This window comes from Niveispirillum lacus (assembly GCF_002251795.1).
In the GTDB taxonomy this organism is placed as follows: domain Bacteria; phylum Pseudomonadota; class Alphaproteobacteria; order Azospirillales; family Azospirillaceae; genus Niveispirillum; species Niveispirillum lacus.
Window position 1 is genome coordinate 1 of the sequence record NZ_NOXU01000028.1, and the last position, 22614, is coordinate 22614.

Here is a 22614-nt window from a genome sequence, read left to right on the forward strand (position 1 = left end):
GCCATCCAGCATCTGGCCGGCATGAAGGACAGCAAGGTCATCGTCGCCATCAACAAGGACGAAGAAGCCCCCATGTTCCAGGTCGCCGACTACGGTATCGTCGGTGACCTGTTCAAGATCGTCCCAGAACTGNTGGGCGGTTGACCGGACGGTGCGGCCCGGTGGCGGCCCCGTCCGGTCAAAGTTTCGGTAGCCGGCGCAGCGCAAATCCGGTGATCACCCCGACAAGGCTGAACACCAGCACGTAAAAGGCCGGCGCCAGCGGGCTGACCTGCTGCATCATGGTCACCGCGATTGGTGTCAGGCCGCCAAAAACCGCATAGGCAAGGTTATAGGAGGCCGAAAGGCCGCTGAACCGCACTGACGCCGGAAACACATGCACCATCGCATAGGGTACGGCCCCGATTGTACCCACACACAGACCGACCAGGGCTGACAGCACAAACAGCCAGGACGGGTCGATCCGCAAAGTCATGAACAGCAGGAAGGCCGACAGGGCCAGCAGCGGGCTGAAGAACATAAAGAATCGCGCAGCCCCGATCCGGTCCACAATCAGCCCGGCTAAAACACAGCCAATTGACAGGAACAATGTCGACAGGCTGTTGGCGCTAAGCGCCGTTGCGGGGTCGATCCCATAGGATTTCTGCAAAATGGCGGGTGTCATCAAGATCAGGACGATGATGCCGGATGACAGAAGTCCGGTCAGGGCCACCGACACGGCCACGCCCCGCAGGTGATCACGCGCCACCACCCGCAGCGGCAGTTCCTCGGTCAGGGTCTTACGTTCCTGCATCGCCTTAAACACCGGCGTTTCCGCCAGCCAGCGGCGCAGATAAACGGAAATGAACCCAAACACACCACCCAGCAGGAAGGGCAGGCGCCAGGCATCATCCAGGATCACCTCCTGGGTGAAGAATGTGTTCAGGCCGGTCGCCGACAAAGAACCCAGCAGAATACCCACCGTCAGGCCGCAGGTAACAGTGCCGCAGGCCAACCCTACCCGGTTGGGTGGCACATGTTCTGCCACAAAAACCCAGGCGCCGGGTACCTCGCCACCGATTGCGGCCCCTTGCGCAATCCGGAGTGCCAGCAACGCCACCGGGGCGATGATGCCGACCTGCGCATAGGTGGGCAACAGACCCATGCCCAGGGTGGAGATGGCCATCATCAGGATGGACAGGGTGAACATGCGTTTGCGGCCCAACCGGTCACCGAAATGGGCCATGATGATGCCACCCAGGGGGCGTGCAAGATAACCGGCGGCAAAGATGCCGAAGGTCTGCAACTGCTTCATCCAGTCCGGCAATTCCGGCGGAAAGAACAACTGCCCGATAATGGCCGCAAAATAGACAAAAATAATGAAATCATAAAATTCCAGGGCTCCGCCCAGGGCCGCCAGGGCCAGAGTCCGCACATCGCGGCGGGTCATGGACTGGTTCTGTGTCAAAATCGCTTCCTCCCCAACAGGCCCGGAAGCTATTGGCCGTCAGGCATCCGCTGTCAAGACGCCTTCAGATGCGCCTCCACCAGACCGACATGCAGTCGGATACCGGTGGGGATGATGGCGTCGTTGAAATCATAATGCGGGTGGTGCAATGGGCTGCTGCACGCCCCCTCGCCAGGGTTCGCCCCCTGGCCCAGCCACAGATAGGCACCCTTGGTCACTTGCAGCATGAAGGCAAAATCCTCCGATGTGAAGGCAGGCTCTGGCGCGATCTGTATATGCGGGGCCACCTTCGCCGCCACCGCCAGCGCTGCTGCCGCCGCATCGGCATCATTGATGGTGGCGGGGTAATAGCGGTCATAAGTGATATCGGCGGCGACGCCATGGGCCAGGGCCACACCCTCCACAACCTGGCGCAGGCTGGCCTCGATCCGGTCCTGGATGACAGGATCAAAGCTGCGCACGGTACCGCCCAGGTTGACGGTAGCAGGGATGACATTATGGGCATGGCCGCCGGCGATGCGGGTAACGGACAGGACGGCCGTCGCCATCGGCGGGATGCGACGCGCAAGGATGGTATTAAGCTGTCCCACCATCTCACTGGCGGCCAGGATGGCATCTGGTGTGACATGCGGCATGGCCGCGTGGCCGCCCTTGCCCTTGACCACGATCTCGAACTTGTCCGCTGCGGCCATGATCGGGCCGGGACGGGTTGCAACATGGTGGGCGGGCAGATCGGGCCAGTTATGCAGGGCGAAGACCCGTTGGCAGGGGAACCGATCGAACAGCCCCTGCTTCACCATTTCCCGCGCCCCGCCCAGACCTTCTTCGGCGGGCTGGAAAATAAAATTGACCGTGCCGTCAAACTGTCGGGTACCGGCTAAATACCGGGCGGCCCCCAGCAGCATAGTTGTATGGCCATCATGGCCACAACCGTGGAAAACACCGGCCCGGGTACTGGCATATGGCAGGGATGTGGCTTCCTGAAGGGGCAGCGCGTCCATGTCGGCGCGCAGACCGATGGTCCGGTCCGAAGATCCAACACGCAAGGTTCCCACAACACCTGTGCCCCCGATGCCCTCATGCACGTCCAGTCCGATTTCTTTTAAGGCGGCGGCGACCAGGGCGGCGGTGCGATGTTCCTGAAACCCCAGTTCGGGATGGGCGTGAATGTCGCGGCGAAAGGCCACCAACGCGGGCAGCAGATCGGACAGCGCGTCGGGCATGATCAGGCCTGATCCCCGAAAAGGGTTTGAATGGGCAGGTGATGTTTGATGAAGGGGGACTTGATCACGACGTAACTGAAATATTTTTCAATGCCGAAATCACCCTCCAGCATCCCCTCGATGATGGTCTGATAATGGGCGACCCCCTGGGTCACGAATTTCAGCAGATAATCATATCCACCGCTGACCAGATGGCATTCGACAATCTCGTCGATCTTGCGGATACGCGTTTCGAACCGCGAAAAATCGCCCGACCGATGTTCGGTCAATGTCACCTGCGTGAACACGGTTAGAAATTCACCCAGCTTGGCCAGATTGATGTGAGCGCCGTAGCCGGTGATGTAGCCTGCCTTTTCAAGCCGCTTGACGCGGGTCAGACACGGGCTTGGCGAAAGGCCCACGGCGTCCGCCAGCTCGACATTGGTGATGCGGCCCGCCTGCTGCAACTGCGCCAGGATCTTCAGGTCGATCCGATCCAATTTGGGTCCCGGTATCATCTATCGAGCGCCTTTTTCCTGAAGGTCAAAGACTAAAGATCAAGCCAGGGCCGCCCTGACATCCGGGGCGTCCAGCAGATCATCCAGGGTTTTCCGGATGCGCTGGAAAATCAATGCCATTTCGGCAGCGTTACAACAGAGCGCTGGTGCCAGTCCAATGATGTTGTCGCCAAAGGCCCGGAAAATCACGCCGTTCGCATAGCCTTGTTTGAACAGTCGGTCCGGCAGCTTCAGGGATGGGTCGAAGCGGCTCTTTTGCTGCTTGTCGGCCACCAGTTCAATGGCCCCCAGCAGCCCCCGACCCCGTACATCGCCGACCAAGGGGTGGTCAGCCAGGGACTCCAATTCGGCAGCGAAATCCTCTGCGCGCGCCTGACCATTGGCCAGGATACCGCCTTCGGTGTAAAGCCGGATCACCTCCAGACCAACAGCGGCACTGACCGGGTGACCGGAATAGGTGAAGCCATGGCCAATCACATCGGCGCCTTTGGCCGCCTCGGCAATGCCCTGATAAATCTCTTCCGACATCAAGACCGCTCCCATCGGGGCATAGCCGGCGGTCAGACCCTTGGCCACTGTCATCAGATCGGGTTCAACCTCTTCCTGCTCACAGGCGAAAAGCGGGCCGGTACGGCCAAAACCGGTGATGACTTCATCCGCCAGGAACAGGATGTCGAGATCGCGGCAGGCGTCACGCATGGCCTTCAGCCAGCCCTTGGGCGGCACGATCACGCCGCCAGATCCCTGGATCGGTTCACAGAAAAAGGCAGCGACATTGTCCGGGCCGCCCAGTTCATCGACCTTGGCCTGAAACTGGGCCACCGAACGGGCAATGATGGCCGCAGCATCGTCGCCAAGATCGGACCGGTACGGATAGGGGGACGGGATATGGTGCTGCCACGGGCGCGGCAGATCAAACAGGCGGTGGAAATTCGCCAACGCCGTCAGGCCTGCGCCGGTCGAGGACGAACCGTGATAGCCCCGCTCCAGCGCGATGTAATGCTTCTTGGTCGGCTTGCCGACAGCGTTCCAATAGTGGGTGATATAGCGCACGGCAGAATCCACCGCATCCGACCCGCCCAGTGTGAAAAAGACGCGCGTCAGGCTGGAGGGCGCCAGTTGCACCAGTCTTTCCGCCAGCTTTACCGCCGGTTCACTGCCAAAATGGAAATAGCCGGTGGCGTAGGGCAGACGGCGCATCTGTTCGGCGGCCGCCTCAACAATGCTCTCCTGACCATAACCGACATTGACGCACCACAGCCCGGCGAACGCGTCCAGCAGTTCGTTCCCGTCCCGATCCTTCACCCACATCCCCTTGCCACTTTCCAGAAAGGTGGCACCCCGCGCCTCATGCCCGTGGAAAGAGGTCACGGGATGGATCAGGTGGTCGCGGTCAATATCAAGCAGGGAGCGGTTGCGCTTCAGCATCAGCTTTGGCCTTGGCAGAGTGTCCTTGCAAAGAAGCCTAGGCGATGGCTGGCGGGGAAAGGCGCCGTTGTTGCTGGCGGATTGGCGGGGGCGGGGTCATTCGCCATCGAATGACGGCATGATATGCCGTTGGTGGGCTGACAATCAGTCGGACCCCAGCTTGGTCTCCAACTCGTCCAGGCGCCGCGCCATTGTGCGGATATTGTCGATCAGCAACTGCACCAGTTGGCGCAGCAGCGGGTCGGCCCCATAAAGGCTTTCGCGCAGCACGCTGGCAGGCATCCGCATCAGCACCGATTCCACCTCGGCTGTGGCATTGGCCATGCGTGGTTTGCGGTCAAAGATGGCCATTTCGCCAAAAATACCCGTGGTTTCGACCCTGCCGATCACCGTCGGGTGTTCGCTATCGCCGCGCCAGATGCATACACGCCCACTTTCCACCACATAAAGGCTGTCACCGGGATCACCCTCCTTGAAGATCAACTCGCCCGGTGCGAAAGTTCGGCGTTCAAAAGCGGCGGACATGGTGATTGACCCCTGCATCTGGCGGCGCCCGCAGAAAGCGCAGGCCTGCCAAGCATTACGCTGATTGCTTCCCATTTACCATGGGCTTGACAATAGTACGACCGTTCGTATTATTTGGACCTTATGAGCAAAGGCGAACGCACACGTGCCGCAATCCTGGACCAGGCGCTGGCGATGACCAGCACGGACGGACTGACCGGCTTGACCATCGGGACACTGGCCGACCGGCTGGGCATGTCGAAATCCGGGCTTTTTGCCCATTTCGGCAGCAAGGAACAGCTTCAGGCAGCGGTGTTGGAACGGGCAGCGGAACTGTTTGCCGATACGGTTGTGCGGCCGGCTCTGGCCCAGCCACGGGGGCTGCCGCGGGTGCTGGCATTATTTGAGAATTGGATTGCCTGGACGATGGACACGGTGCTGCCTGGTGGTTGCCCGATCCAGGCGGCCTCCATCGAATTTGACGACCGCCCTGGTCCTATCCAGGACTTGATCGTCAAGCAGCAGGAGGACATGCGCCGCGTTGTCATTGGGGCTACCCGCCGCGCGGTGGAGGAGGGGCATCTGCGCAGCGATCTGGATGTGGAACAGTTCGCATTTGAAGGGATTTCGCTCTGTTACGGCTTCACCCAGTCATATCGGCTGCTGAAGAATCCGAAGGCAGAGATGTGGGCGCGAACCGCTGTCCATGGTCTGGTCGACCGGGGCCGCAACCGGCAATAAAAGGGTCCTCCGGTTCCGCGTGCGGCGGGACCGGGTTAATGGTCATCGTGGCGCCCGCCCGCCTGGACGGACGTCCCCAGTCAGGGAGAGAATTCCATGGCTTATTTTTTCTCTAGAAAAAGCACGAACGTTCGTCGCATTCGGGAGGGATCGGGCTGGGTAGATGGGCTTGCCAATCTGGTGCATCCGTGGTCAGGGCAGGGGCGGGTCCTGGCGGAAGGGCGGCGCCTTTACCTGATGCCCGAGCGGACGGTGGCGCCGCCGGCCCTGCCGGAACCGGCGGGGGGTATTGTTCTGGCCGTGCCGGGCTTCACGCCACACCTTGCGGCCCGCCTTTGGGGTGCGCCTCTGGGTCCTGACGCACCCTTGGTCCTGCTTGTGCATGATTGGGAGGGGCAGACCCATGACATGCTGGCTTTTGTTCAGCCCTTGCTGGATGCTGGCGCCCGTGTTGTGGTCTTTGATGCGCCCGCGCATGGGCGCAGCAGTGGACAAGAGGTGACAGTCCTGGATATGGCTGCCGCTATTCAGGCTGTGGCGATGGCAGCCGGGGGGCGGGTATGCGCAGTGATTGCCCATGGCGTGGGGGCGGCGGCCCTTGTCCTGGCGATCCAGGAAGGGTTTGATGCCGGGCGTGCCGTGCTCCTGGCGCCATTGGTGGATCTGACCCTGCCATTACGCCAGATCGCGTATGTGTTGCGTCTGGACCTGGACGGGGAACATGCGTTGGTGCGGGAGATCGACCGTGCCTTGGGCCGGCCTCTCGCCTGCCTGCATTTGCATGGGGATGCGGATAGACCGGCGCTGCTCATCCATTCCGTCGATGACCGGATCATGCCGGTGTCTGACGGGCTGCTGCTGGCGGCGTCGTGGCAAGGTTTGTCAGCCTATCTGGTCAATGGCCTCGGCCACCGCCGGTTGCTGTCGGATACGGGTGTCGTCGACCGCGCGGTCGGCTTCGCATTGCGGGGGGAATGAACCCTCCACTATGGTGTAACAACAGAGACAAGACTGACAGGGGGGATTATGCACGTTGCTCTTTCCGCACTCTATGCCGGGCTGCTGGGTGTGCTGCTGCTGGTGCTGAGTTATCGCGTATCCATGTATCGCCGTCGTCATGGCGTGTCGCTGGGCGATGGTGGGCATAAGGACCTGCAGGCCGCGATCCGGGTGCAGGGCAATTTTGTCGAATATGTGCCCACAGCCCTGGTGCTGCTGGTTCTGGTTGAACTGTCGGGATGGCCGCCGGGCGTGGTTCATGGTCTGGGTGCTGCCCTGTTTCTGGGGCGTGTGCTGCATGCACAGGGCCTGACCGCCAATCCGGGTGGCAAGAGTTTTGGCCGCCTGACAGGCATCTTGCTGACCTGGCTGATGCTGCTGGCCGCTTCCATCCTTCTGGTGGTGGGCGCTGTTGGTCATCTTTAACCAGGCCGGTCCCTGCTGCGCGACGGTGCCGCAGGGGCAGGCAAAGTCCCACCCGCCGATAACGCCGGCCTGCCATGGCCTTGTTGGGGGAGCCCCGATCTTGCATTGGGCGGGCGTCGGCATTAGGGTCCGGCCGCATCGGGGGGCCGTCCCGGTGATGGTCCGCCGCCTTCCCTCCACCAACGGAACGGGTAACGCGGGATGAAGTCCGCCGTCATCGTCTTCCCTGGTTCCAACTGCGACCGCGACATTGCGGTTGCCTTGGAACAGGCTTCCGGCAAGAAGCCCCACATGGCCTTTCACAAGGATACGGACCTGCCGGACGTCGATGTCATCGCCGTCCCTGGCGGTTTTTCCTATGGCGACTATCTGCGCTGTGGGGCCATGGCCGCCCATTCGCCCATCATGAAGGTGGTGAAGGAACGCGCGGCCAAGGGCGTGCGCGTTGTGGGCATCTGCAACGGCTTTCAGATCATCACCGAGGCGGGTTTGCTGCCGGGTGCCCTGATCCGCAACAAGTCGCTGAAATATGTGTGCCGCACGGTCGGCCTGCGCGTTGAGACCAACGACAGCGACTTTACCCGCAAATATGCCAAGGGCCAGGTGATCGGTATTCCGGTCGGCCATGGCGAGGGCAATTACGTCGCCGACGACGAGACGCTGAAGCGTCTGGAGGGCGAGGGGCTGGTGGCGTTCCGCTATGCCGCTCTGCCGGGCCAGAGCGCCGATCAGGCCAACCCGAACGGGGCGACCAACGACATTGCCGGCATCTTCAACGCACAGCGCAACGTGCTGGGTATGATGCCGCATCCCGAACGCGCCTTCGATCCGCTGCATGGCAATACCGATGGCCGTGCCTTCTTCGATAGCCTGGTGGAGACCCTGTCGTGAGCGCCCACAAGGAACCCGTGGTGAACGAGGCCTTGGCCGCCGAACATGGCATCAAGGCCGACGAATATAAGCGCCTGCTGGAAATTGTCGGCCGTCAGCCGACCTTTACCGAGCTTGGCATCTATTCCGTGATGTGGTCGGAGCATTGCTCCTACAAGTCGTCGCGCGTCTGGCTGAAGAAGTTCCCGACCACGGCCCCCTGGGTCATCTGTGGTCCGGGCGAAAATGCCGGTGTGATCGACATTGGTGATGGTCAGGCCGCCATCTTCAAGATGGAGAGCCACAATCATCCGTCCTATATCGAGCCCTTCCAGGGTGCGGCAACGGGCGTTGGCGGCATTCTGCGCGACGTGTTCACCATGGGTGCCCGTCCCATCGCCAACCTGAATGCGCTCCGCTTTGGCGAGCCGGACCATCCCAAGACCCGCCAGCTTGTCGCCGGCGTCGTGTCGGGTATCGGCCATTACGGCAATTGCGTCGGCGTGCCCACGGTGGGTGGCGAAACCAATTTCCACAAGGCCTATAACGGCAACTGCCTGGTCAATGCCATGACCGTGGGCATCGCCGACCAGGACAAGATTTTCTATTCCAAGGCGGCGGGCGTTGGTAACCCCGTGGTCTATGTCGGGTCCAAGACGGGCCGCGACGGCATCCATGGCGCTACCATGTCCTCGGCGGAGTTCACTGAGGACAGCGAGGCCAAGCGGCCCACGGTGCAGGTCGGCGATCCGTTCACGGAAAAGCTGCTGATCGAAGCCTGCCTGGAATTGATGAATACCGACGCCATCCAGTCCATCCAGGACATGGGGGCTGCCGGCCTGACCTCCTCCTCGGTCGAAATGGCCGGCAAGGGCGGTCTGGGGATTGAGCTGCATCTGGAAAAGGTGCCGCAGCGTGAGACGGGGATGACCCCCTATGAGATCATGCTGTCGGAGAGCCAGGAACGCATGCTGATGATCCTGAAGCCCGGTTCCGAGGATGTGGCCCGCGCCATCTTCGAAAAGTGGGAACTGGATTTCGCCGTGATCGGTCACCTGACCGATACGGGCCGTTTCGTCCTGAAGATGAACGGCGACACCTATTGCGATCTGGAACTGGCCCCGCTGTTCGACGCCGCGCCGCTATACCATCGCCCCTGGGAAGAGACGCCGGCCCAGCCGCCGCTCGACCTGGACGAGGATGAGCTGTGGCCCGAAGACCTGTCGCTGGGCGATATCCTGACCAAGCTGGTCGCCTGCCCGGACCTGGCCTCCAAGCGCTGGATCTGGCAGCAATATGATAGCCAGGTGGGTGCCGATACCCGCTTCCTGTCGGGTCAGGCTGATGCCGCCGTGGTCCGTGTGCATGGCACGAACAAGGCGCTGGCCATGTCGTCCGACGTGACGCCGCGTTACTGCTTCGCCGACCCGGTGCAGGGCGGGCGTCAGGCCGTGGCCGAAAGCTATCGCAACGTGTCCGCCGTCGGCGCCCTGCCGCTGGCCATCACCGACAACATGAATTTCGGCAATCCCGAAAAGCCCCGGATCATGGGGCAGTTCGCGGGCTGTGTCGAAGGTATGGCCGAGGCCTGCCGCGTGCTGGATTACCCGGTCGTGTCGGGCAATGTGTCGCTCTACAACGAAACCAACGGCGTGGGCATCCTGCCGACCCCGACGGTGGGCGGTGTCGGCCTGCTGGCCGATGGGCACAAGGCGGTGGGCCTGGGCTTCAAGAATGATGGCGACGTCATTCTGCTGGTGGGCGAGACCGAGGGTCACCTGGGTCAGAGCCTTTACTTGCGCGAGATTCTGGGTCTGGAGGAAGGTCCCGCCCCGGCGGTTGATCTGGAAACCGAAAAGCGTCACGGCACCTTCGTGCGCGACGCCATCCAGGCCGGCCTGATCACCGCGTCGCATGACGTGTCGGATGGCGGCCTGCAGGTGGCTTTGGCCGAAATGGCCATGGCCGGCAACAAGGGTGCCGACCTGTCCGGCCTGGATGGCTGGCACGTGGCAGAACTGTTCGGTGAGGATCAGGGTCGTTATGTCCTGACGGTGAAGCCGGCCGATCTCGACGCCGTGGAAGCCCAGGCCGCTGAAGCCGGTGTCACGCTGACCCGCATCGGCACGGTCGGCGGCGACGCTCTGACGGGCGCGTCAGGGGCCATCATTTCGGTCGCGGACCTGATTGCAGCGAACGAGGCTTGGCTGCCGAACTATATGAATGGCAAGGTGGGGTAAGGTTTATCCACCGAACTGCTTCCCCCGCGAAAGCGGGGGGGGCCAGGGGCCGCCTGAACCACATGTTGGTGCTTCTGGCCCCTGGGTCCCCGCTTTCGCGGGGAAGGCAGGGAATGTTCAATGATACGCCGTCGCCATCCAGCGGCGGCGTTGATGTATAAGGACCCGACCTATGGCGATGCACGCATCCGAAATCGAGGCCCTGCTGCGCGAGGCGTTCCCCGACGCCGTTGTCCGTATTGACGACCTGCGCGGTGATGGCGACCATTACGCGGCCTATGTGGAAAGCCCGGCATTCAAAGGGAAAACCCGTGTCGCACAACATCAACTGGTCTATGCTGCCCTTAAAGGCCGTATGGGCAACGAGTTGCATGCGCTGATGCTGACCACAGCGGTGCCGAAGGACGCATGATTGGCCAACCGAACGAACCCCCTGTTAAGGGGAAGCGTTCGGCGCTATATGTCGAGAGATTTGCCATGGCGCCGCAGGGGCGGGGACCTGGCACTGCCAAGGAAGAGTGACAGATGGACCAGACGGTTGCCGAGCGCATCAAGCGCGATATCGCCGACAATGACGTCGTGTTGTATATGAAGGGGACGCCCGTGTTCCCGCAGTGCGGCTTCTCCGCCGCTGTGGTGCAGGTGCTGAGCCACCTGGGCGTCAAGTTTAAGGGCATCGACATTCTGGTCGATCCGGCCCTGCGCCAGGGCATCAAGGAATTCACCAACTGGCCGACCATCCCGCAGCTCTATGTGAAGGGCGAGTTCGTGGGCGGTTGTGATATCGTCCGCGAGATGTACGAGGCAGGAGAGCTGCAGGATCTGCTGCGCGACAAGGGCGTGGCTTTCGCCGACGCTGCCTGACCGGGCTTTTGCCTGATTGCTTAAAAGGGGGCCTTCCGTCTGGAGGCCCCCTTTTTCATTGCGCGATGATCTTTGCAGAAAAACATTACAAATCTGTAAAGGGTTGCATAAACGTAATTTATTGCAATCATTTTTGTTTTAAACGGGCATTCCCTGTTGAATATTTACTGCGGGGCTTATTCGACTGTTAGAGGTTTGGCATGCGCTATATTTCTCTTTGGATGGTTTTCTTTGTTTTGTGCGGGTCGCCGGCAGCGGCCCAGGAAACGGCAGTATCGACGACGGAGCCGATTGTTCAGACCGCACCGGATGACAAGGACCCCAGCCGCCTGATTTGCAAGACGGCAAAAGAAACCGGATCTCGGGTCAAGCGTAACAAGATTTGCAAGACCCAACAGGATTGGGAAGACATGCGGCGCAGTTCCGGCAGGCAGGTGGATGACTATACCAAGCAGGCGCCGCCGAACCCGCTGCCCTCGTCTTGATCTACCATGATCACCGCTGAAGGCGCTGATCGTTCAGCGGTGATCACCCGTCGGGGTACAATTGATTAAAGACAAACGTAGACTTGATAAATATCAAGAAAGTCTATCCATAAAGGATATCGTATACTTTTGGCTAAAATGCCAGGTCTAGACAGGGTGACTTAGGTCAAACAGCATAATCGCTAACAGTCCGATAGGGGCTATAGGGCAAATCGGCGGGAGGCGGCAGTGCGGATGACCATCAAAAAGCTGTTAGCAATGGTTTTGGGCATCTTGGCCCTGATGATCGTTGCATCAAATGTCATCAATCTTCTGGCCCTGGGCCGTGCCGATGATGGCTTGGGCACGGTCTATGTCGACCGCGTTGTACCCTTGCAGCAACTGAAAACCATTTCTGACGATTACGCCGTCTTTATCGTTGATGCCAGCCACAAGGTGAGCAATGGCAGCATGGGTTGGGCGGAGGGCCGCGAAGCGGTAAGCCAGGCCAAGGCAAGGATTGGCGAGGTTTGGCAAGCGTATATGTCGACATACATGACCGCCGATGAAAAGCGTCTGGCAGACACGGCCCAGACCTTGATGCTGGCGGCCAACCGGTCGATCGAGGACCTGACGGCGATCATGATTCGCCAGGACCAGCAGGCCCTCCAGGAATTCATCGCCAACACCCTTTATCAGACAATTGATCCGGTAACCGGTGCCATAGCGGAACTCACAGGTTTGCAGGTACGGGTGGCGGGCGAGGTCTATAAACAAAGCCATAATGATAACCTTGTGTCCTTGGCTGTGGCCAAGCTGCTGCTGGCCTTGGGACTTCTGTTTGCGGCAGCCGGCATCTTTATTGTGGACCGTCGTTTGATCCGTCCGATCGGACGATTGACTCAGACATTGGGAGTTCTGGCGAGGCATGACTTCACCGTGACCGTCACCGATACGGATCGTGGTGACGAGGTGGGAGAAATGGCCAGGGCCGTCGATGTTCTGAAACAGGGAGGGATGGAGGCGCAGCGTCTGCGGGCCCAGCAGGAGATTGCCCGCGCAGCGGCAGAACAGCAGAAGCGCGCGGCGCTGCAAACCATGGCCGCCAAAGTGGAGAGCGAAGCGGGAGCGGCCATGGCCATTGTGGCTGATCGGACCCGACTGATGGATGAGAGTTCGACCGCGATGGCCATGTCGGCGGGGCTTGTCTCCTCGAACAGCCAGAATGTTGCCGCCGCCGCCACCCAGGCTTTGCATAACAGTGAAACCGTCGCCGCAGCAGCCGAGGAACTGGCAGCCTCAATCCGGGAGATCGCGGCACAGGTGGGCAATGGCAGTGCGGCCAGCCGCCGCGCGGTTGAGGTGGGGGACCGAACCCAGGCCACCATCAGCTCCTTGTCGGAGGCCGTTGCCCGGATTGGTGATGTGGCCGGGCTGATCGGACAGATTGCAGGGCAGACAAACCTTCTGGCGCTGAATGCCACCATTGAAGCGGCGCGGGCCGGGGAAGCTGGAAAAGGATTTGCGGTGGTCGCCACCGAAGTGAAGGCGTTGGCCAACCAGACAGCCCGCGCCACCGAGGAGATTGAACGCCAGATCACCGATATCGAGGCCGTGACCCGCGCGGCAGTCGGGGCTGTACAGGAAATCAGCCTGACCATTACCGAGATGGATCAGATTTCACAGGCCATCGCCTCGGCAATTGAAGAACAGGGGGCGGCGACACAGGAGATCAGCCGCAACGTCAATCAGGCGGCCGAGGCAGCACGGGAAGTGAACAACCGTATCACCCAGGTTTCTGCCGAAGCCCAGGGGACCGGTGAGCGGGCCCGATCGATGCGGGAGGTGACGGCAACCGTTACACAATCGGTTCTTGAACTTCGTACAACCCTTGTTCAGGTCGTGCAGGGGGCGATGACGGAGGTGGACACCCAGGCCGCTTGAAGCAGGGCGGCCCTTTCCAGCCTGTGCCTCCGGGCCTCAAGGGCCGCCCCCAACACCGGAGCGGCCCTTTTGTTTTGTCTTCATAAAGGCAGCGTTCAGGCCTTCCGGGCCAGCAGATTATCGACTGCGACCGGGCCGGCGCCATGACCGGCCAGGACCAGGAAGCCGCCAGCCATCGACACATTCTTCCAGAACATGACGGTCTGAAGATAGGCCATCTGCGCATCCGCCACGGCCCAGTAATTATGGAACAGGATGGCGGAGATAATCGAGAAGCCGGCCAGTGCCAAGGCGGCGGCCCGCGTCTGAAAGCCCGCGACGATGAGGGCACCGCCCACCAGTTCCGTCACGATCGCGGCCAGCAGCAGCAGTTCGGACGGCAGTGGCAGGCCAGCGGAGCCAACATAGGCCAGGCTGCCCTCCCAACCGGTCACCTTTGAAAGGCCTGACGTGATGAAGATGGCGGCCAGCAACACGCGGCCGGCAACGGGCAGGTACTTGGCATTGTTGGCAATCAGGGTGTTCATGGTCGTAAACCTTTCCGTTCTCTTGAAGAGTGGCGCCGGCAAGGGGCGCCGTCGTCTTGAGAGGAAAGCTACGCCTGCCGAACCATTGCGACAATGCGCGCTGAATACGATTAATTGTCCTGGAAAATGGGATAATAGAGTTTGGCTTGTGAAGTGCCTCGAACTGCCGATACGGTTGCTTTAGAAATCCCGGCAGATGGTGCGTTTGGAGAAATGTGATGAAAACGCTATTCATCAACAGCATGAAATACCCAGAAGATGAGCATGAGCACATAGGTAAGGTGGTTGCTAATTTTCATTTTTTATCCATACATAATGAAGATATAAATGATGCAATCTCACTATATTTTGCTTTAAATCGGAATTATGAACAGCAAAGGAAGCGTGAATATTTAAAATGGATGTTGGTTCCGGCGCGTGATGGTGCAATATCGCTATATCATTATTGTAAGATGATCGAATTTATTAGAAATTCGTTTAAATTATGCCCGGTCTTTCGCTCTAAAGTTAAGATTGACGAACTTCGGGATGCTCAGAAGAAATTCCAGGAATATTTTCCCTTTGCAAAAGAACTACGTAACGCTGTAGCTCACTCTGCGGAGTTGGTCGAAAATGATCAGAAAATTGATAGAAATGCAGTGCGCAATTTTGAAATGGGAACTACAAAGATCGTTGAATCAAAAACAATACTTCGAAGCCATCTAGATGGAAATACTTTCATGTACACTATAGATGGTGAGGTGGTTTTTTATAATCTTACGAATGATACCTTAAATGCGCTCGCGGCAGTGACAAACCAAATTCACTCCGCATTTCCTGATGATTTAAATTTCCATTCTAAATTATAGCAGCTCAACAAAAAAGGCCGCATCCCGAAGGACGCGGCCTGATCTGTGCCCGAAGGCGACCGGACTTAGCGCGAATAGAATTCGACGACCAGGTTCGGTTCCATCTGGGTCGGGTACGGAACGTCGGCCAGGTTCGGGGCGCGCAGGTAGGTGCCCTTGAAGTTGCCGGTATCGACGGTCACGTAATCCGGGAAGTCACGCTCGCCGGACTGGATCGATTCCATGATGATGGCGAAGTTCTTGGCCTTGGCGCGAACCTCGACCACGTCATTATCCTTCACCTGATAGGAGGGGATGTTGACGCGCTTGCCATTGACCAGGATATGGCCATGGTTGACGATCTGGCGGGCCGAGAACGGAGTCGGGGCGAACTTCATGCGATAGACAACGGCGTCCAGGCGGCGCTCCAGCAACTGGATCAGGTTCTCGCCCGAGTCACCCTTACGGCGAACGGCTTCCTGGTACAGCTTGCGGAACTGCTTTTCGCCGATATTGCCGTAATAGCCCTTCAGCTTCTGCTTGGCCATCAACTGCAGGCCGTAATCCGACGGCTTCTTGCGACGCTGACCATGCTGGCCGGGGCCATATTCACGCTTGTTGACCGGGGACTTGGCGCGGCCCCACAGGTTAACGCCGAGGCGGCGGTCAATCTTATACTTGGCTTCTTGACGCTTGCTCATCACAAACTCCGTTATGCTGCCCGATGTTCAGACAGCGCTGTTGTCCCGGTAGTTCCCTGCCCTTTGACCGCTGGACGGCTCCAAAAGACAAAAACAGGGACGGGGCGCCAAAATGACCGGCGCCCGCCTTCCCAGGAATGGTGGGGGGTATAGTGGATGGCGGGGGCCGTGTCAAACCCGTTGGCAGGCCTCCCGCGCAACCCAGATTGGCGTGTCAGAGGCAGGCGTTGAGTGCTGCCGCAAACCGGCCCGCTGTCTCGACCGACAGGCCTGCCACATTAATCCGGCCGGAACCGGCCATATAAACGGCATGGTCCTCGCGCAGACGCTTCACCACGTCGGGCGACAGCGGCAGGAGGGAGAACATGCCCCGCTGCTGATCCACCCGGCCCAGCACGCCACCATGGGCGGCCAGGGCGGCGCGGATGCCCAGCAGCCGGTCGCGCATCGTATTCAGTTCAAGCGTCCAGTCAGCGACCAGGGCAGCGTCGTCCATCAGGGTGGCGATGACAGCACCGCCATGGTCAGGCGGCATGGACCAGTTGGCGCGGGCCAGCGCCAGCATGTTGGAGGACACGCGATCAGTGTCGGCGGCGCTGCCCGTCTGCACGAACAAGGCGCCGACACGGTCGCGGTAGACGCCAAAATTCTTGTCGCAGGAATAGGCCAGGACCGCTTCCGGGCAGGCATCCATCACCATACGCACACCGGCCGCATCCTGTTCCATGCCTAAGCCCAGACCCTGATAGGCCAGATCCAGGAAAGGCAGGATACCGCGCGATGACAGGGTGTCGGCGATCACCCGCCACTGTTCCAGGCTGAAATCCGCGCCGGTCGGGTTATGGCAGCAGCCATGCAGTAGCGCGACATCCCCCGCCTGCGCCCGGTTCAGCGCGTCCATGACACTATCGAAGGTCAGGGTCTGGCTGGCCGGGTCGAAATGTTTGTAGCTCTGGGCCTTCAGGCCGGCGGCGGCCAGGATGGGCGGATGGTTGGGCCAAGTGGGCGTGCCGACCCAGACGGTGACGCCGGGCCGGCTGGCCGCGATCAGTTCCGCGCCCAGGCGCAGGGCGCCGGTGCCCCCGGGTGTCTGTACGCCCGTCAGACGACCACCCAGGTCGACATCGCCCAAGGCCAGACGCGCCATATGGCGGGCAAAGGCAACATTGCCCTCCGGCCCCAGATAGGACTTGCTGTCCTGGCTTTCCCACAGCTTACGTTCCGCCGCCTTGACCGCGCGCATAACGGGGGTATGGCCGGCATCGTCACGGAAAACGCCCACGCCCAGGTCGATCTTGCCCGGACGGGGATCGTTGCGGAACATGCCGATCAGGGCCAGAAGGGCGTCGGCGGGCTGCTGGGCCAGCGGCTGAAAAAAGGACATTGGAACCTCGGGTGGGCGGGGGAAAATCAGTGAGCACAGGATAGGCTTTCGCTTGCGCAATTACTGTGCGAAGTGCGGATGATCCGGGGCGGTTGTGCCGAGAAACCATGGTTACGGTGACAAATTATTGCGCCGGCTTGCGTGTGGCCAGCCAGATGCCCGGTAGGACCAGGGCCATACCGACCAGATGGTACCCCGCCAGCCGCTCCCCCAACAGCAAGGCCGCCAGGGCGGCGTTATACAGTGGGGTGAGATAGAGGGTCATACCCGCCCGCCCCGGCCCGAAGACCGTGACCAGCCGCCCATAGACAAGGTAAGAGGCCAGGCCTGGCACCAGCGCCAGGAACAGCAAGGTGGCGATGGTGCGCCAGGATGCATCGGCCACCTGTCCCATACCCATTTCCAGCCCATAAAAGGGCAGCATGGCCATGACCCCACCGGCACAGATGCCGGAGAAGCGGGCAAACGGTGTGAGACCGGATGCACGATGGCGCAGCATGAGGGAATAAAAGGCCCAGCCATTGGCGGCCAGCACGATCCAGAGATCGCCCGCCGTGAAATGCAGATGCAGCAGGGCTATCGGGTTACCCTTGGCGATGACAGTGAGAACACCAGCCAAGCTGACCGCCACGCCGGCAGCCTGTACGGCGCTGACCCTCTCCCGCCAGAACAGGCGGCCATAGAGCACAATCAGCACCGGGGCCGACGCATAGATCAGGCTGATATTGGTGGCCGTCGTGGTCTGTCCTGCCAAATAGACAGGCGCGCCGCAGATACCCATGCCCAGCGCCCCCAGCAGCAGGAACCCACGCCAGTCACGTCGCATTTCGGGCCAGCCAGCGATCAGTTCGTGACGGATGAAGGGGGCCAGGATCAGCAGCGCCAGGGTCCAGCGCCAGAAGGCCATGGAAACCGCCGGTATCTCCCCCGCCACAAACCGCGCGGTCAGCACGTTCGACCCGAACAGCAGGGGCGAGGCGGCCAACAGCAGGAACCAGGAGAAGAGAGACGGGCGATGGGGCATGGTCAGCGGCTATAGGCCGACATCTGGACGTTGCCAAGCGTCCGATCAGAGATAAAGGCTGAGCGGTTTGCCCAGCAGGTGCGATGCCAGGGCCTGCGGAGCGACGATCAGGAGCATAATCAGTAGGGCGCAGAGCCATTGTCGGCCGATGCTGGGCCGCGACTGATAGACATTCATGCCAGTCTGATCGTCCCACGGAACGGGCCGCGCACGTTCAAGCAGCAACTTATTGTCCAGCATTGTGAAGCAAACGGCAGGGGGGATGCCGAAGGCGAAACCCAGTTTCCAGAGAAGCTTCTGTCTGTGGATAAGACAATGCAGGGACGGTTGGGTTCCGTCCTGATGACGCAGACGCAGGCCATCATGTTCCAGCCGATAGCCGGCCACTGCCAGCAGCAGCGTGACTGCGGCCTTGAGCAACTGATAATCAAGGGCCTGCGCCCAGAATCGGCTACATGGTCGTGCCAGCCGGGGATTTTCTGTGTTGGGAAGTTCGGCAGGGGACGATCCCGTATCGCAGGCATGAAGGCTGAGACGGGCAGCATGCAATTGATCGGCGAAGGCCGCGACGCTGCCGGCCTGTGCCCAGCCGGTCATCCCCGGTGCCCATAGCCAATGCCCGGCATTCAGATCGCCCATTTCGAGCATATAGCGCAGATCGGATACCTGTATCGGGCCATAGGCCTTGCCATCCTGGGCGTACCACCAGCTTTCCATCCATCTCCCCCTGGCTGATCCCCATTCTGCTGGTCAGCCTGACCAAAATTCCCACAGCAATCGCCCACCCTGGGCGTGTGCCGTTCCTACCATAGGGTTCGCTCCAACCCGTCCAGCAGGGCCTGCACCCGTGATTGTTCCGCCGCATCCTGTTCGGGCCACCAGCCGTAAATGTGCCAGACCTCGCCCGAGGCAAAGCCGCACAGCCGTGTGGTCTTTGTCTGCGGGCCGTCGTCTGTGTCGATCCGCTCATCAAAGGCGATGCAGACAGGGTGATCGGGCGTCAATTCTGGCAACGCCGTTGGTACCGGCTGTCCGGCCGCCGTTAGGGCCGCCGTCGCAATGACGGCGAAGGGCTGTGTGGCATAGGTTCGGTAGATCATACCGCGGCCGGCCCGATCTGCCTTCCAGAACACATAGGCCGTACCGCCGGAACTCAGCACCTGCGTCGTCAGCCTCCAGCCTGTAACCAGTCGCTCTTCCTTGCCGGTAACCGGGTTGGTCCAGCGTGACAGGGTGGGTATCGGCGGCGCGTGTTTCGGCGGGGGGGTTATCGTGACCTGACTGACAGACGGGGTCAGCGCGTGCAGGCCGTTGGGAAGGTTGATGAACACGGAAATGGTCGCCGAATAGACCAGAAATGCAAGCGGGTGGCGGACAAAGCCAGCACTCACCTGCACAACATTAAGACTTTCCGGTTCATCCCATACCGTCCTCTGGCCCTGGACCAATCGGCGATAGGCCATGGCCATGGTAAAGGGGGCGAGCAGGTGCAGGCCGAACCCCAGACCCAGTACCCATAATCGAAGCTGACGGCGCAGCATGGTACCCAGGCCGGGACGGGTACCATCCGCCCGCTCGACCCGCAGGCCCAACAGGCGCTTGCCCGGCGTTGTTCCGAAAAAAGCGAGCTGAAACGCCTGGAGGAGAAGGGCAAAGAAGATAAAGCTGAAAGTAGTAATAAACGTGTCGGCGCGGCTGCCCAATGTCAGTTCGCTTTGATGAAGACCCGCTGCCGTGACCAGGAGGCTGGCCACCATGTTGCCAAACAACTGATCAACACCCTGCGCCAGCAGGCGCCTGACGGGGTGGGCCGGGCGGGGGGCGTCCGGATCAGGGACCGGCAGCGGGGGCCGCGTGTCCTCCGCCCCGTCCATCCTTAAATCGGGCCGGCAATGCAGCAGCAGCGCGTTGATATCCGCTATCCGGCGCCAGCTTTGCATTCGCTGGGGGTCGGGTGACCAGACCCAGTCGGCGGGCCAGAGTGTCCCATTGCGCAGCATGGCGGTCAGATGAAAGGCCCCGGTTGGGCCCATGACCTGACCCTTGTGCAGGTACCACCACTGCGCTGTCATGCCCTTACCCCATACCCTTTATACGGGTGATGGTGGCGCCAAGGCCGTTTCTCGTCAACGGGTTGTGTTTGTCATCCGGTATACCATGCTCCATGGCCTGGGACCCATCGCGTCACCGCACACACTGGCCCGCGGCAAGGGTAGGGTGGACGCTATTGGTTGGCTGAAATCCACCCGGTGCCGGTCACATGCCTTCGAACTGGATCACCCAGGGCTCAGCCTGGGCAGCGGCCAGCCACGCCTGCATCGGGGCTAAAGCATAAATCGCGTCGATATAAGCGGCTGATACCGGATCGACGGGCACGTTCCAGGTGCGGAACCGGGTGGCCACAGGGGCGAACATGGCGTCGGCGATGGTGAAGTCACCGAAAAGAAACGGGCCGTCCGTCCCGAATCGGGCCCGGCAATCGGTCCAGATGGCCAGAACACGGTCAATATCGGTCTGGGCGGCCGCTACCCGGTCTGGGCGGTCGTACCGGCTGCGCAGATCCATGAACAGGTTTTTGCGCAGGTCGGGGAAGCCTGAGTGCATTTCTGCGGCCACTGACCGGGCCACCGCCCGCACCCCGGCGGCGGCGGGCCAGAGTTGTGCTGCCGGAAACAGCTCGTTCACATATTCGCAGATGGCCAGGCTGTCCCAGATCACCAGATCGCCATGGCGCAGGGATGGCGCCTTGCCGCTGGGCGCATGCGACAGCAGGGTAGCCTTGGTGTCCGGTTCCCGTAATGGCACCACGATCTCCGCGAAATCGGCACCGGCTTGGCGCAAGGCCAGCCAGGGGCGCAAGGACCAGGATGAATAGGCCTTGTTACCGAGGACCAGGGTCAGGGGCATAGCGTTGGCGTCGGGCATGGATCGGCTCTGCTTCACCGTTGCGGAGAGAAGAACGGGAGAGTAGGGCTGTTGGTGAAAGACCGCAAATCCCCAACTTGGGCTGGGGACAATCGCGGCACCCTGCACGACCGCTACAGCCGAGGACGAGATTTCGTGATCGACCATCTCCTGACCGCTCCCACCGCCGATACGGTACGCCTGACGTTGCTGACCAAGGCTGGACTGGACACCTGGACAGCGGGGGCCAACCCGGCCGAGGCTGCCTGGGTGAAGCGCCTTGGCTTCAAGGCGGCCCCCGGCGCCACCGCCATCCTGCCGGGCACCGAGGGACAGATCGCGCGTGTCCTGGTCGGTGTGGCGGACCGGCTCGATATTTGGTCGCTGGCCGGCCTGCCCGGCAGCCTGCCTGCCGGTTCTTATGTGATTGACGCTGACCTGGACGCGGAGACGGCAACGGCGGTCGCCACCGGCTGGGTTCTGGCGACCTATCAGTTCACCCGCTATAAACGGTCCAACAAGGAATTCGCCAGTCTGGTTCTGCCGGCCAACGCCGATGGCGCCGCTGTTGTGCGTTTTGCCAAAGCGGCCTTCATGGTTCGCGATCTGGTGAACACCCCGTGTGAGGATATGGGTCCGGCGCACCTTGCTGACGCCGCAGAGCAGTTGGCGGCGGAGTTTGGCGCAACCTTCACCGCCATCGTCGGCGATGATCTGCTGACCCAGAACTATCCCATGATCCATGCCGTGGGTCGTGCAGCCGCACGGGCCCCGCGTCTGATCGAACTGCGCTGGGGTGAAGCCTCCAACCCCCTGGTGACGCTGGTCGGCAAGGGCGTGTGTTTTGACACCGGGGGCCTGGATATCAAGCCATCAGCCGGCATGCTGCTGATGAAGAAGGACATGGGCGGGGCGGCCCATGCGCTGGGTCTGGCGCGGATGATCATGGCGGCCAACCTGCCGGTGCGCCTGCGCGTGCTGGTGCCGGCGGTAGAAAACGCCATTGCTGGCAATGCCTTCCGGCCCATGGACATTCTTCCCACCCGCAAGGGGCTGACGGTGGAGATCGGCAATACCGATGCCGAAGGCCGCCTGATCCTCTGCGATGCGTTGGCTGAAGCGGACAGCGAAAAGCCAGCCCTGCTGTTGGACTTTGCCACGCTCACCGGTGCCGCGCGCGTGGCGCTGGGGCCCGATCTGCCGGCGCTGTTCTCCAACAATGACGGTCTGGCTGCGGAAATCCTGGCCGCCGGGATTGCCAAGGATGATCCGCTCTGGCGTCTGCCGCTCTGGCAGGGCTATCGTGCGCAACTGGACAGCAAGATCGCCGATCTGAACAACGCGCCCGGCGGCGGCATGGCCGGCGCTATAACTGCCGCCCTTTATCTGGAGCAGTTTGTGTCCAAGGACACGGTTTGGGCCCATGTCGACCTGTTTTCCTGGAACCAATCAAACCGCCCCGGACGTCCCGAAGGCGGCGAAGCCATGACGTTACGCGCCATGTTTGAGGTCGTTGCCACACGTTTTGGTTCGAAACAGTAACAATCCTTGGCAGTCCACGCTTGCCGACAGGGCTGATCTTCGGCAAACTCGCGTCTCA

General features: G+C 61.0%; 23 protein-coding genes and 1 pseudogene. 12 read left to right on the forward strand and 12 right to left on the reverse strand.

Annotation, left to right across the window (positions count from 1 at the left end; translation table 11 throughout):
- Positions 1-144 (forward strand): annotated as a pseudogene (locus CHU95_RS21920) (electron transfer flavoprotein subunit alpha/FixB family protein); the annotation flags it as partial.
- 34 nt (positions 145-178) lie between these two features.
- Here the strand turns inward: CHU95_RS21920 and CHU95_RS10555 are convergent.
- From CHU95_RS10555 to CHU95_RS10575, 5 genes are all read right to left on the reverse strand, one after another.
- A complete protein-coding gene (locus CHU95_RS10555) occupies positions 179-1429 on the reverse strand; it encodes an MFS transporter (protein ID WP_094456313.1) in 1251 nt (416 codons plus the stop codon).
- Between the two features lie 71 nt (positions 1430-1500).
- Entirely contained in the window at positions 1501-2670 is a 1170-nt protein-coding gene (locus CHU95_RS10560; RefSeq protein WP_094456314.1) for a M20 aminoacylase family protein, read from the reverse strand.
- Positions 2671-2672: 2 nt separating this feature from the next.
- Positions 2673-3167, reverse strand: a complete 495-nt coding sequence (locus CHU95_RS10565; protein ID WP_094456315.1) for an Lrp/AsnC family transcriptional regulator — start codon at positions 3165-3167, stop codon at positions 2673-2675.
- Positions 3168-3206: 39 nt separating this feature from the next.
- The gene (locus CHU95_RS10570) at positions 3207-4595 is read right to left on the reverse strand and encodes an aspartate aminotransferase family protein (RefSeq protein ID WP_094456316.1); all 1389 of its coding nucleotides are present in this window, start codon (positions 4593-4595) and stop codon (positions 3207-3209) included.
- 144 nt (positions 4596-4739) lie between these two features.
- Positions 4740-5120, reverse strand: coding sequence for a Crp/Fnr family transcriptional regulator (locus tag CHU95_RS10575; protein WP_165772116.1), 381 nt, complete (start codon positions 5118-5120; stop codon positions 4740-4742).
- 123 nt (positions 5121-5243) lie between these two features.
- Here CHU95_RS10575 and CHU95_RS10580 point away from each other — a divergent pair, with 123 nt between their 5' ends.
- The 9 genes from CHU95_RS10580 to CHU95_RS10620 all read left to right on the forward strand — a co-directional run bounded on the left by CHU95_RS10580 (position 5244) and on the right by CHU95_RS10620 (position 13647).
- Positions 5244-5840: a TetR/AcrR family transcriptional regulator gene (locus tag CHU95_RS10580; protein ID WP_094456318.1), complete on the forward strand. Its 597-nt coding sequence runs from the start codon at positions 5244-5246 to the stop codon at positions 5838-5840.
- Positions 5841-5936: 96 nt separating this feature from the next.
- A complete protein-coding gene (locus tag CHU95_RS10585) occupies positions 5937-6818 on the forward strand; it encodes an alpha/beta fold hydrolase (protein WP_133065502.1) in 882 nt (293 codons plus the stop codon).
- Positions 6819-6866: 48 nt separating this feature from the next.
- A complete protein-coding gene (locus CHU95_RS10590) occupies positions 6867-7265 on the forward strand; it encodes an MAPEG family protein (protein ID WP_094456320.1) in 399 nt (132 codons plus the stop codon).
- Positions 7266-7466: 201 nt separating this feature from the next.
- A complete protein-coding gene (purQ, locus tag CHU95_RS10595; protein WP_094456321.1) occupies positions 7467-8156 on the forward strand; it encodes a phosphoribosylformylglycinamidine synthase subunit PurQ in 690 nt (229 codons plus the stop codon).
- The gene (purL, locus tag CHU95_RS10600; protein WP_094456322.1) at positions 8153-10375 is read left to right on the forward strand and encodes a phosphoribosylformylglycinamidine synthase subunit PurL; all 2223 of its coding nucleotides are present in this window, start codon (positions 8153-8155) and stop codon (positions 10373-10375) included. The genes purQ and purL overlap by 4 nt, the downstream gene beginning before the upstream one ends.
- A 172-nt stretch (positions 10376-10547) precedes the next feature.
- Positions 10548-10787, forward strand: coding sequence for a BolA/IbaG family iron-sulfur metabolism protein (locus CHU95_RS10605; RefSeq protein WP_094456323.1), 240 nt, complete (start codon positions 10548-10550; stop codon positions 10785-10787).
- Positions 10788-10900: 113 nt separating this feature from the next.
- Positions 10901-11239 (forward strand): Grx4 family monothiol glutaredoxin, encoded by a 339-nt coding sequence (gene grxD, locus CHU95_RS10610; RefSeq protein ID WP_094456324.1) that lies wholly within the window; start codon positions 10901-10903, stop codon positions 11237-11239.
- A 200-nt stretch (positions 11240-11439) separates the two neighbouring features.
- On the forward strand, positions 11440-11724 hold the full coding sequence (locus CHU95_RS10615; RefSeq protein ID WP_094456325.1) for a hypothetical protein: 285 nt from the start codon (positions 11440-11442) through the stop codon (positions 11722-11724).
- Between the two features lie 234 nt (positions 11725-11958).
- Complete coding sequence (locus CHU95_RS10620; RefSeq protein ID WP_245838134.1) at positions 11959-13647, forward strand: methyl-accepting chemotaxis protein; 1689 nt, start codon at positions 11959-11961, stop codon at positions 13645-13647.
- A gap of 95 nt (positions 13648-13742) precedes the next feature.
- On the opposite strand, the gene CHU95_RS10625 is transcribed toward CHU95_RS10620, so the two are convergent.
- The gene (locus tag CHU95_RS10625) at positions 13743-14174 is read right to left on the reverse strand and encodes a DoxX family protein (RefSeq protein ID WP_094456327.1); all 432 of its coding nucleotides are present in this window, start codon (positions 14172-14174) and stop codon (positions 13743-13745) included.
- A gap of 218 nt (positions 14175-14392) precedes the next feature.
- On the opposite strand from CHU95_RS10625, the gene CHU95_RS22085 reads away from it, so the two are divergent.
- Positions 14393-15022 (forward strand): hypothetical protein, encoded by a 630-nt coding sequence (locus tag CHU95_RS22085; protein WP_133065503.1) that lies wholly within the window; start codon positions 14393-14395, stop codon positions 15020-15022.
- Between the two features lie 65 nt (positions 15023-15087).
- On the opposite strand, the gene rpsD is transcribed toward CHU95_RS22085, so the two are convergent.
- From rpsD to CHU95_RS10655, 6 genes are all read right to left on the reverse strand, one after another.
- Positions 15088-15702, reverse strand: a complete 615-nt coding sequence (rpsD, locus tag CHU95_RS10630) for a 30S ribosomal protein S4 (protein ID WP_094456328.1) — start codon at positions 15700-15702, stop codon at positions 15088-15090.
- Positions 15703-15916: 214 nt separating this feature from the next.
- Positions 15917-17086, reverse strand: a complete 1170-nt coding sequence (locus tag CHU95_RS10635; protein ID WP_094456329.1) for an amino acid aminotransferase — start codon at positions 17084-17086, stop codon at positions 15917-15919.
- Positions 17087-17210: 124 nt separating this feature from the next.
- The gene (locus tag CHU95_RS10640) at positions 17211-18110 is read right to left on the reverse strand and encodes a DMT family transporter (RefSeq protein ID WP_094456330.1); all 900 of its coding nucleotides are present in this window, start codon (positions 18108-18110) and stop codon (positions 17211-17213) included.
- Between the two features lie 45 nt (positions 18111-18155).
- Positions 18156-18827, reverse strand: coding sequence for a DUF4339 domain-containing protein (locus CHU95_RS10645; RefSeq protein WP_094456331.1), 672 nt, complete (start codon positions 18825-18827; stop codon positions 18156-18158).
- 86 nt (positions 18828-18913) lie between these two features.
- Positions 18914-20182 (reverse strand): RDD family protein, encoded by a 1269-nt coding sequence (locus CHU95_RS10650; protein WP_094456332.1) that lies wholly within the window; start codon positions 20180-20182, stop codon positions 18914-18916.
- 184 nt (positions 20183-20366) lie between these two features.
- Positions 20367-21182: a glutathione S-transferase family protein gene (locus CHU95_RS10655; protein WP_342744721.1), complete on the reverse strand. Its 816-nt coding sequence runs from the start codon at positions 21180-21182 to the stop codon at positions 20367-20369.
- Here CHU95_RS10655 and CHU95_RS10660 point away from each other — a divergent pair.
- Positions 21171-22556 (forward strand): leucyl aminopeptidase family protein, encoded by a 1386-nt coding sequence (locus tag CHU95_RS10660; protein ID WP_094456333.1) that lies wholly within the window; start codon positions 21171-21173, stop codon positions 22554-22556. The two genes, CHU95_RS10655 and CHU95_RS10660, sit on opposite strands and share 12 nt — an antisense overlap.
- Positions 22557-22614 lie beyond the last annotated feature (58 nt).